A 10,697-nucleotide genomic window follows, 5' to 3' on the forward strand; every position below is an offset into this window, starting at 1 on the left:
AACAAGTGAAGGAGTTACAAGTTCACACGTTCACAAGTTTACAAGTTCACAATTTGACAAGTGAAGAAGTGAAGAAGTTAACAAGTGAAGAAGTGAAGAAGCTAACAAGTTCACACGTTTACAAGTTCACAAGTTCACCCTTTAACCATCTAACCATCTAACCGTTTTAACAACATAAAAAAAAACATGAAAGGAATAATATTAGCAGGAGGATCTGGTACGAGATTACATCCATTAACATTGGCTGTAAGCAAGCAATTGATGCCTGTTTATGACAAACCAATGATTTACTATCCGTTGTCGACATTAATGTTGGCTGGGATAAATGAAATATTGATTATTTCTACGCCTCACGATTTACCTCATTTTGAGAAATTATTGGGTGATGGATCTACTATCGGATGTAAATTTTCATACAAAGAGCAACCAAGTCCAGATGGATTAGCGCAAGCTTTTATATTAGGAGAAGAATTTATTGGCGATGATAAAGTAGCATTGATATTAGGAGATAATATTTTCTATGCATCAGGGATGTCAAAATTATTACAAGACTCAGCAGATCCTGATGGTGGTGTAGTTTTTGCTTATCAAGTGAGCGATCCCGAACGATATGGTGTTGTTGAGTTTAACGAGAAGAATGAAGTCGTTTCAATCGAAGAAAAGCCTACTGAACCAAAATCAAATTATGCTGTTCCTGGATTATATTTTTATGACAATAATGTAGTTGAAATAGCAAAAAATATAAAACCATCTCCTCGTGGAGAGTTAGAAATTACCGATATCAATGCTGAATACCTGAAAAGAGGTAAATTGAAAGTTGGTGTTTTCGATCGTGGAACCGCTTGGTTAGATACCGGTACGTTTGCTTCCTTAATGCAAGCGGGGCAGTTTGTACAAGTGATAGAAGAACGCCAAGGTATGAAAATCGGTGCCATTGAAGAAGTAGCCTACCGCATGGGCTATATTAATAAAGAACAATTAATGAAAGTTGCCGAACCATTAAAGAAGAGTGGTTATGGGGAGTATTTAATGAATATTTGTAAATAAATATTAATTTAGAGTGTCAGAAAACAAAAAAATAGCTAAAAATACTTTATTCCTTTATTTTAGAATGATGTTAACGATGGTTGTGTCTTTATACACCTACAGAGTTGTATTGAATTCTTTAGGAGTTGAAGATTTTGGTGTATATAATGTAGTTTGTAGTGTTGTTGAAAAAAAAGAGAAATAATATAAATTACTAAGTAGCCTTGTACAATTAGTTAAATTAAACTAACAGAAAAACAATTGAAAGATAATAAGAGTTTATTAAAATTAACTATTCTTTACACGATAGGAAACCTTTCTTCAAAGGTAATAAGTTTCGTGTTGGTGTTTTTTACTACATTTTATCTATCAAAAGAAGATGTTGGCGCTTATGATTTAATATTAATCACATTGAGTTTGTTGAGTCCTTTTGTTACATTTCAATTGACTGATGCAGCTTTACGATGGTTATTAGATAATGATACAGTTGACAATAAAAAAAGAGTTTTTTCAACTATTTCCTTCATTTTAGTTTTTTCGCATTTAGGATTGTATTGTTTGATGTATCTATATAATTGGTATTCGCCAATAGCTTACTTTCATTTACTTTTTTTCTTGGTTTTTTTTCAATCTATTTACTTGTTTCTTTTACAATGCATTCGCGGATTAGGTAAAAACAAAATGTATGTTGGTGTGGGACTAATCAATACTTTTATTTATGTTGGATTAGCAATTCTTTCGTTAACTGTTTTTAATTTTAAAGTTGAAGGCTTACTTTATTCCAGTATGGTTTCGGGAATTGTGACTAGTTTGATTCTTTTGTTTTCAGGAAATTTATATAGTTTGTGGGATAAAGAAAGTATATCAATTGCTTTTGGAAAAACATTACTTCAATACTCCATTCCGTTGATTCCTAATTCATTGAGTTGGTGGGCTATTTCTTCGGCTAACCGCTACATAATTTTATTGTATTTGGGAGCCGCTGCAAATGGAATCTTCGCTATTGCTTTTAAACTTCCAACTATTTTACTTATGTTTGTTAATATTTTTTATTTGGCTTGGCAGGAAAAATCAATATTAAGTTATGAAAGGGAGGGTAGAGATGAATATTACAGCACTGTTTTAAAGAAATACGTTCGCATCTTATTTTCCCTATCTATTTTGATAGTTGCCACAAATAAAATTGCTCTAACCTATTTGGTAAGCGAAGAATTTTTTGAAGCCTGGCAGTATACTCCGATATTGTTATTAAGTATAATTCTTAGTTCAATTGCAGGGTTTTATGGTACAGGTTATCTTAGTGCAAAGAAGACAAGAGGCGCATTAACGAGTAGTTTGTTTGGTGGATTAGTTACAGTGGGATTGTCTTTTTTACTAATTCCTAAGTTTGGATTGTTTGGGGCAAGTTTTGCTGTCTTATTTGGCTATTTAGTGCTATTGGTCATAAGAATCATTCACATGAAGAATATATTTTCAATTGTTTTTCCATATAAATTGGTAATAATAATGACTTTTTTATTGATATTAGTTTCCGCTTTGAATTATGGGAATAAGTATGTTCTGTTTTTAAATGTAATAATGTCAGTATTGACTTTACTTATACTAAATAAAGAAAATTTAAAAGAATTTATTAATAAAAGGAGTAAATGAAATGTATAAAATAATAAAAAAAATTTTTGGTAATAAATTAGCTCAAGATTTTTTCGAGATGTATTTTTTGGGAAAAAGTATTTTTATTTTACTAATAAAATATAAAAAACAAAAAGCTAATTCTTCAAGCGGTAATATATTGATTGGCTTAATACCAACACATCAGAATTTAGGGGATTATGCTTTATATATTTCTGCAAAAAAAATGATAAAGGATTTTTATCCAAATCATAATATTTTAGAGTTAAAAATATCTGAAATGCCAAATAAAATATTTCATTATAGAAATTTAATGAGTAAAGAAACTGATTTAGTTTTTTTAATTGGTGGAGGGAATATGGGTAGTAGATATTTAACAGAAGAGTTTAACAGGCAGGCTATCTTTTATTTTTTCAGAAAGTTCAAGAGAATTCAATTACCACAATCTGCTAGCTATGAAAATAGTTTAAAAGGAAAAGCTGTTTTAAAGATTTCAAAATATATTTTTGAAAAAAATAGAAATCAAATTTTATTAACAGCTAGAGATAAAAAATCATATGACTTTTTTAAATCAAAATTTAATGTAAAAGTTGTGTTATTACCAGATTCTGTTTTATATCTCAATTATAATAATAAAAAGGAGAGAGAGGATAAGGTGCTATTTTGCTTAAGAGATGATAAAGAATCTAATTTCACTGACAATGAAAAACAAAAAATTAAAAACCTTATAAAAAGTAAATATCAAAACTTGAGTGAGTTTGACACCATTAATAGAAAGAGCAATATTCCAAATGATATAGCATTTGATCAATTAATAGAGAATATTTCTACCGCTAAATTAATAGTAACAGATAGATTACATGGGTTAATATTTAGTTATATAACCAATTCAAATGTAATAGCTCTTCCAACATGTGACCATAAATTAACTAATTTTTATAATTGGATTAAAGATTCTAAAAAAACTAAATTAGCTGTAAATTTGGATAGTTTCCATGATATTATTCTTCAAGAAAATTTTAATAATCAAGCATCTAATTTAAGTTTCGAAGATCAATTTTGGATTTTAAAAAATGAAATAGAAAAATTATGATACTATCTATTGTTATTCCCGTATATAATGTAGAAAACTATATTGAAAGATGTTTGAAAAGTATTATTTCAAATAATATAGATTTTTTAAATATTGAATTAGTTGTTGTAATTGATGGTTCTAAAGATAGTAGTGATATTTTATGTGAAAAAATACTCAAAGGAATTAATAATGTAAAGATAATTTATCAAGAAAATAAAGGATTAAGTGGAGCTAGAAATACAGGTATTAAAAATGCTTCAGGTGATTTTATATGGTTTGTAGATTCTGATGATTCAATTTCAGAAAATTCAATTTCAAGTTTTATAGAGAATTATGATATAATAAAACAGTCAAAAATTCTTAAGATTGGATTTGATTTTATTTTAAAAGACAATTCAATTGTTAGTTATTTTTCTGATGCTTTAAATGAAAATGAAGTTGGTTTTATTAAAATTAAAGATTACATAGAATTAGATAATTTTAAGCCGATGTCTTGGAATTATATATTTAATAAAGAATTCTTATTAAATAATAATCTCTTTTTTTATGAAGGTATTTATCATGAAGATGAAGAGTTTATTGTTAGGGCTTTATATTTGGTAGATAAGGTTTTAATTTTTAATGAAATTTTCTACCACTATTTTGAAAATTCAGGGTCAATCATGACTAATTTTAAATCAAAATCAACTTTTGATAAATTATTAATTATCAATTTATTTGAAAAATTAATTGATAATGAAAGTATAAAAATTGAATATAAAAACTTTATAAGAAAAAGAGTTTTTATTTTTTATTTAACTATTCTTCAGCCAAAATATTTCTCTAATCACACTGATAATGAAAAAAAAATGATAGTTAAAGAATTACAAAAAAACATTTTCTACCCGTTTAAAGACATTGATGGTTTAGACTTTAAAAATCAACTTTATCTTAAACTGCTAAATAAAAGTATTTTTTTATATTTAACTTTAAGAAAAATATTATGAAACTGTTATATGTAACTAATGGCATAAATGGTGCAGGCGGCTTAGAACGTGTTTTAGCGATAAAAACTTCTTATTTATCGGAAAAACTAAATTATGAAGTGCATATTGTTTCATTAAATGAAACTCAATTTAATCCTTTTTATACTTTTTTACCAGACATTCACTTACATAGTATTATGGTTAAAGGAAACCTTTTTAACTATATTTGGAACTATATATTTGGAATAAAAAGAATTATAAAGCAAGTACAACCAGATATTATCTCTGTTTGTGATGATGGGCTAAAAGGTTTTTTCTTGCCAATCATTCTTGGAAATAAAATTCCAACAATTTATGAACGCCATATTTCAAAGGAAGTCGAGAATACTAAAGGCGATTCGTTTTTAAAAAAGAAAAGTATTCAATTGAAATGGGCTATAATGGCTACTTTGGCAAAAAAGTTTGATGCTTTTGTGGTTTTAACAAATGGAAATATAAAGGAATGGCCTAACTTGCGTAATTTAAAAGTTATTCCAAATCCAACATCGTTTTATCCTGAACAATCAGCAGCACTTAATAATAAAAAGGTAATTGCTGTAGGTAAGCAAGGATATCAAAAAGGTTATGACCAACTATTAAGAGCTTGGGAGGTTGTTTGTAAAGAAAATTCGGATTGGGAATTAGAAATATATGGAAAAGAAGAACCTAAAGAAGGTTTACATCAACTCGCTATGCAATTAGGTATCCAAAATAGAGTGTCATTTTATCCTCCTACTTCATCTATTGAAGAAAAATATTTGGAATCATCTATTTATGTTATGTCTTCAAGGTTTGAAGGTTTTGGTATGGTGTTAATTGAAGCGATGTCGTGTGGTTTGCCATGTGTTTCTTTTGATTGTCCTCATGGACCTTCTGATATTATTTCAGATAAGGAAGATGGTTTTTTGGTTCCAAATGGAGATGTTCAGGCATTAGCTAATGCATTACAAATATTAATACTTGACGAAAATAAACGAATTATCATGGGAAGGAATGCTAAAGATAATGCAAAGCGTTATTTGCCTGAGCAGATCATGCCAGTGTGGGATGAATTGTTTAAAAAAATAAAAAAATAGAGAATCGTTAAGAATTAAATAAATAAAATAAACTACCTTTCTTACTATTTTCAACCAATTATCTTAAAATGTTTGATTTTGTACCAATAGATTTATATCAAAATATATACAATTTTATACTATTAGCTGTATTGTTTTTGGTAATCCTATACGCCAATACGTTTAAATTAAACAGCGCGGTTAATCTGCTTAATGTTAATCTGCTATGTAATGCATTACTTGTTTTCTCTCTCTTATATATTGGGTTTAGGCCAATACATGGCAGGTTTATAGATATGACAACTTATAACTACGAATTTGAGTTTTTTAAATATACAGACAATCCTTCTGATAGAATAAAGAGTGATTATTTTTTTTGGTATTTAACGTATTATTGTTCTAAGGTATTAACAGCTAATCAATATTTTTTTATGTTAGCTTGTTTGTATATGGTACCTTTATATGTAGTGTCCAAAAAACTGTTTAAAAAATATGGGTTCTACGCTTTTTATTTATTTATAGCTTCCTTCTCTTTTTGGGCATATGGGACTAATGGGATGCGTAATGGGATAGCTACTTCTATATTTCTATTAGTATTTACAACCAATAAAAAAGGATTACAAGCGTTAATTTTATTTATAGCCATACAATTTCATAGCTCTATGTTAATTCCAACGTTAGCTTTTTTAGTGGCTTATTTTTATAAAAATCCACGACATATATTAATTGGTTGGTTTATATGTATCCCTATTTCTTTAGTAGCTGGTGGTCCTATACAAGCTCTTTTTGCGGGGCTAATGGAAGACGATCGTACATCTTATTTAACTAAAGAAGCAGATGCAAGTGCATTTGCTAGTACTGGTTTCCGTTGGGATTTTGTCTTATATAGTGCCGCTGCTATTTATGCAGGTTGGTTCTATATCTTCAAAAAGAAATTTACAGATAATACCTACCGCATCATTTATGGGACTTATGTAATAGCGAATGCTTTTTGGATTTTAGTAATCAAAGCCAATTTCTCCAATCGATTTGCCTATTTATCGTGGTTCATGATGGCTTTGGTGATTATTTATCCACTCCTAAAACAACAACTATTTAAAAATCAATATATGGCGATTGTTTATATCACTTTGGCATATTTTGGATTTACTTTTTTAATGAATGTAATAAAATAATAAAATGCTATTAACTATAATAATACCGATGTATAATGTTGCTCATTATTTAGAGAAATGCATAAACAATATACAAATTAAAGATGTTGCCTACGAAGTTTTAATGATAAATGACGGTTCGCCAGATAATTCATTAGAAGTTGCAAATCAATTAAAAAAGAATAATCCCAATATAACAATATTATCCCAAGAGAATAAAGGGTTGGGAGGAGCAAGAAATTTAGGGATTAAGAATGCAAAAGGTAAATATGTTTTATTTTTAGATGCAGATGATGTTTTAATTAAACAAGATTATCAGTTTTTAGCAAATGAAGATGCTGATGTTATTGAGTATTCTTCGAAGAATATTGATGTTAATCATAATATAATTTCTGTATTTAAAGCAAATAATGTACTATCTAAATTAGATGGTATATCGTACTATGAAAATAATCCATCGATGTTTTCTGCTTGTAATAAATTATATGCTAATGCTTTTTTAAATAAATACCAATTATATTTTAAAGAACATATATATATTGAAGATTTCGAATTCAATACACGCGCATTTTTGTTATCACAATCTATTAAAAGTTCAAGTGAGGTTGTACAACATTTTATTCAAATGCCCAATTCTATCACAAGAAATAATGATAAGACTAGAAAAATTAAATTAGTGAATGATATGCTAATTGTAGCAAAATCGATTCAAAATTTTGCAAACAAAATAGAGATAACAAATCAAACCTTTGTAAACGATAGATTAACTTGGTTAACAGTAGACATAATCTATCATTCATTAAAAAATAAGTTGGGTAGTGTGTTTTTAAATGAAAAAATTAATGAACTTAAGACGAATAATTTATTTCATCTTGATGGTGTCTTGAGACATAATCAAAAGGATTTGTTTAGGAGAATATTAAAAATACCTTTAGGATTGTTTATGATAAAACTGATTTTGAATGGGAAATAATAACATCAAATTTATAATACTAACAACAATACCCAATTCATTAAATTTCTTTAAAAATCAAATTAATGGCCTAAACGAAATTTATGATGTAACGCTTATAAGTTCGCCTAGTCCTTTATTGAAAGAAATAGCCGATCGTGAACATGTAAACTATAAAGGTATTGAAATGAAACGAGAAATTTCTATCATTTCAGATCTAATCAGTTTATTAAAACTAATTATATATTTTATTTCATATAAACCGCAAATTATACATTGTAATACACCTAAAGCATCTTTATTGGGTCTTATTGCAGGTTATCTTACAAGAGTACCAAATCGTATTTACTATATACATGGATTTAGGTACGAAGGTACTTTTGGATTTAAACGTAAGCTATTAATAGGGATGGAAAAAATTTCTTGTTTTTGTGCTACAAATATCATTGCGGTTAGTCATGGTATAAAACAAACAGCACAAAAAGAAATTACCAATAAAAATATAGCTGTTATACATAATGGAAGCGCGAATGGGATGGTGATTGAAAATTTTTTAGAAACAAATTATAATAACGAAAAAACAAGGAATGAGCTAAATATACAAGCGAATGATTTTGTTTATGGTTTTGTAGGGCGAATTGTTGGTGATAAAGGAATTAACGAATTGGTAGAATCTTTTAATGAATTAAATAAAATACATAATAATATTAAATTAATTTTAGTTGGCAACTATGAAGAAAATTTAGACCCAATTAAAGAATCAACAAAGTATTTAATAAAATCTAATCTTAATATAATTGAAACAGGTTTTCAAAAGGATGTGAAAAAATATCTTTCAATTATAGATGTATTTGTTTCACCATCGTATAGAGAAGGTTTTGGGTTATCATTATTAGAAGCTAATTTAATGCAAGTACCTGTAATAGCTTCTAATATAACAGGTTATAATGAAATTATTAGAGAAGGTAAAAATGGATTTTTAATCCCTTCTAAAAATAAAGATGCATTACAAAATAAAATGGATGAAGTTTATGTAAATAGACATCAACTGATAGAGATGAAATCTTTTTGTAGAGAAAATGCTATAAAAAAATACAATCACAATGATGTACTTGCTCAAGCACTAAAATATTATAAAAACTTACATTCAGAAAAAAATGTACAAAAACTATTTTAAACGCCTATTCGATTTTTTTGCCGCTTTTTTTGGCTTGTTGGTACTCAGCCCGCTATTTATAGTCGTGATGATAGGTTTATACTTTGCCAATCAAGGAAAACCTTTCTTTTTTCAAGCACGTCCAGGGTTAAACGAGCGCATTTTTAAAATCATCAAGTTCAAAACCATGAACGATAAAAAAGATGCACAAGGAAATCTTTTGTCTGATGCCGATCGTTTAACATCAATTGGCGCATTTGTAAGAAAAACATCGTTGGATGAAATCCCACAATTAATCAACGTTTTAAAAGGGGATATGGCAATCATAGGTCCACGACCTTTATTACCACAATATTTACCTTTGTATAATAAAGAGCAAAAACGTCGTCATGATGTACGTCCAGGTATTACGGGTTGGGCGCAAGTAAATGGTAGAAATGCCATTTCTTGGACTAAGAAATTTGAATTAGATATTTGGTATGTAGACCATTTATCTTTTATTTTAGATATAAAAATATTTTTCTTAACTATCAAAAAAGTTGTTGTTCGAGAAGGGATTTCTCAAGACGGTCAAGCAACTATGGAAATGTTTAACGGAAAAAATTAAATTAGTATGAAATTATCAATAATTATTCCTGTATACAATGTCGAAAATTATATTGAAGAATGTGTGAAAAGCATACGTTCTCAAAGTTTAACAGATGATGAATATGAAATTATTTTAGTGAATGATGGTTCTACAGATAATTCATTAAGCATTTGTGAGTTATTGGTAAATAGCTATTCTAATATTCGACTTTTTAATCAGCCTAATAAAGGGCAAAGTACAGCAAGAAATGTAGGACTTAAACATGCAATAGGATCATATATCTTTTTTATAGATTCTGACGATTACTTAAAACCACAATATTTAAAAAATTTGTTGAATATTATTGAAAGTCAATCATTAGATTTTTTAGGATTTGAATGTGAGCGAACAAAAAATAGATTCGACATTAATTTAAAACCAGAGAAGTTAATTTTTTTAACTAAGGGAGATGGTGTTCAGTTACTAGAAAAACACAATTATAATAACGGCCCATGGTGGTATATTTTTAAAAAATCAATTTTAGATGGTTTGTTATTTGAAGAAGATAGACTTTGTGAAGACGGTATTTTTACAGCTCAACTTATTCAAAAAGTACAAAAAGGGCGCGTATACAATAATAAGGTATATTGTTACTTTGAAAATCCAGATTCTACAGTTAAGACAGTAAACAAAGAACGTAATGAAAAAATAAACAGAGATATGTTTTATGCCGCAAATCGTTTTAAAGCTATTATTGATTTGTTACCCAATAAAGATGAGAATAATAAAGCATTTTTAAGACTTAAAGAACGACAAGAATCTTATACATTTTTTGCATTGGTAAGGTTTCTTAAAAGAAAAGAAAATTATTCTTCTTTAAAACATGTTTTGGTTGAACTGGAAAAAGGACCTTATCCAGCATATCCCATCTATTATTTTAAAGGTTATAATAACTGTAATCTTCCCTAAAAACCGGAACGTTTAAAAATATAGTTTATTAACTTAGGGATAATTATGAAACAAAGCAATTTTACAGAAGTTCAGATCGTCAAGATCTTATCAGAACAAAATCAAGGCA

10 protein-coding genes are annotated in these 10,697 nt (G+C 28.0%); all 10 read left to right on the forward strand.

Features of this window, described 5'->3' with window-relative positions; translation table 11 throughout:
• Nucleotides 1–186: 186 nt before the first annotated feature.
• The 10 genes from rfbA (at nucleotide 187) to G0Q09_RS14020 (ending at nucleotide 10,588) form a co-directional block, all read left to right on the forward strand.
• Nucleotides 187–1,047 carry a glucose-1-phosphate thymidylyltransferase RfbA gene (rfbA, locus tag G0Q09_RS13975; protein WP_219035335.1) on the forward strand — a complete coding sequence of 287 codons (861 nt, stop codon included), beginning with the start codon at nucleotides 187–189 and terminating at the stop codon, nucleotides 1,045–1,047.
• A gap of 240 nt (nucleotides 1,048–1,287) precedes the next feature.
• On the forward strand, nucleotides 1,288–2,676 hold the full coding sequence (locus G0Q09_RS13980; protein WP_219035336.1) for a lipopolysaccharide biosynthesis protein: 1,389 nt from the start codon (nucleotides 1,288–1,290) through the stop codon (nucleotides 2,674–2,676).
• Between the two features lies 1 nt (nucleotide 2,677).
• Nucleotides 2,678–3,748, forward strand: coding sequence for a polysaccharide pyruvyl transferase family protein (locus tag G0Q09_RS13985; protein ID WP_219035337.1), 1,071 nt, complete (start codon nucleotides 2,678–2,680; stop codon nucleotides 3,746–3,748).
• Nucleotides 3,745–4,716, forward strand: coding sequence for a glycosyltransferase family 2 protein (locus G0Q09_RS13990; RefSeq protein ID WP_219035338.1), 972 nt, complete (start codon nucleotides 3,745–3,747; stop codon nucleotides 4,714–4,716). The genes G0Q09_RS13985 and G0Q09_RS13990 overlap by 4 nt, the downstream gene beginning before the upstream one ends.
• A complete protein-coding gene (locus G0Q09_RS13995) occupies nucleotides 4,713–5,810 on the forward strand; it encodes a glycosyltransferase family 4 protein (protein ID WP_219035339.1) in 1,098 nt (365 codons plus the stop codon). Before G0Q09_RS13990 ends, G0Q09_RS13995 begins: the two co-directional genes overlap by 4 nt.
• 68 nt (nucleotides 5,811–5,878) lie before the next feature.
• Entirely contained in the window at nucleotides 5,879–6,964 is a 1,086-nt protein-coding gene (locus G0Q09_RS14000; RefSeq protein ID WP_219035340.1) for an EpsG family protein, read from the forward strand.
• A 4-nt stretch (nucleotides 6,965–6,968) separates the two neighbouring features.
• On the forward strand, nucleotides 6,969–7,916 hold the full coding sequence (locus tag G0Q09_RS14005) for a glycosyltransferase family 2 protein (protein WP_219035341.1): 948 nt from the start codon (nucleotides 6,969–6,971) through the stop codon (nucleotides 7,914–7,916).
• Nucleotides 7,906–9,072, forward strand: coding sequence for a glycosyltransferase family 4 protein (locus tag G0Q09_RS14010; protein ID WP_219035342.1), 1,167 nt, complete (start codon nucleotides 7,906–7,908; stop codon nucleotides 9,070–9,072). The genes G0Q09_RS14005 and G0Q09_RS14010 overlap by 11 nt, the downstream gene beginning before the upstream one ends.
• On the forward strand, nucleotides 9,053–9,658 hold the full coding sequence (locus G0Q09_RS14015) for a sugar transferase (protein ID WP_219035343.1): 606 nt from the start codon (nucleotides 9,053–9,055) through the stop codon (nucleotides 9,656–9,658). Before G0Q09_RS14010 ends, G0Q09_RS14015 begins: the two co-directional genes overlap by 20 nt.
• Before the next feature lie 6 nt (nucleotides 9,659–9,664).
• A complete protein-coding gene (locus G0Q09_RS14020) occupies nucleotides 9,665–10,588 on the forward strand; it encodes a glycosyltransferase family 2 protein (protein ID WP_219035344.1) in 924 nt (307 codons plus the stop codon).
• Nucleotides 10,589–10,697: the final 109 nt, after the last annotated feature.

It is taken from the genome of Empedobacter falsenii (genome assembly GCF_019308355.1).
Classification (GTDB): Bacteria; Bacteroidota; Bacteroidia; order Flavobacteriales; family Weeksellaceae; genus Empedobacter; species Empedobacter falsenii_B.

Bases quoted from the DNA above. Each gene is read 5' to 3' on its own strand.
- G0Q09_RS13990 (WP_219035338.1), top strand. From the start codon at position 3,745: ATGATACTATCTATTGTTATTCCCGTATATAATGTAGAAAACTATATT.
- G0Q09_RS14015 (WP_219035343.1), top strand. From the start codon at position 9,053: ATGTACAAAAACTATTTTAAACGCCTATTCGATTTTTTTGCCGCTTTT.
- G0Q09_RS13995 (WP_219035339.1), top strand. From the start codon at position 4,713: ATGAAACTGTTATATGTAACTAATGGCATAAATGGTGCAGGCGGCTTA.
- G0Q09_RS14000 (WP_219035340.1), top strand. From the start codon at position 5,879: ATGTTTGATTTTGTACCAATAGATTTATATCAAAATATATACAATTTT.
- G0Q09_RS13985 (WP_219035337.1), top strand. From the start codon at position 2,678: ATGTATAAAATAATAAAAAAAATTTTTGGTAATAAATTAGCTCAAGAT.
- G0Q09_RS14010 (WP_219035342.1), top strand. From the start codon at position 7,906: ATGGGAAATAATAACATCAAATTTATAATACTAACAACAATACCCAAT.
- G0Q09_RS14005 (WP_219035341.1), top strand. From the start codon at position 6,969: ATGCTATTAACTATAATAATACCGATGTATAATGTTGCTCATTATTTA.
- G0Q09_RS14020 (WP_219035344.1), top strand. From the start codon at position 9,665: ATGAAATTATCAATAATTATTCCTGTATACAATGTCGAAAATTATATT.
- rfbA (WP_219035335.1), top strand. From the start codon at position 187: ATGAAAGGAATAATATTAGCAGGAGGATCTGGTACGAGATTACATCCA.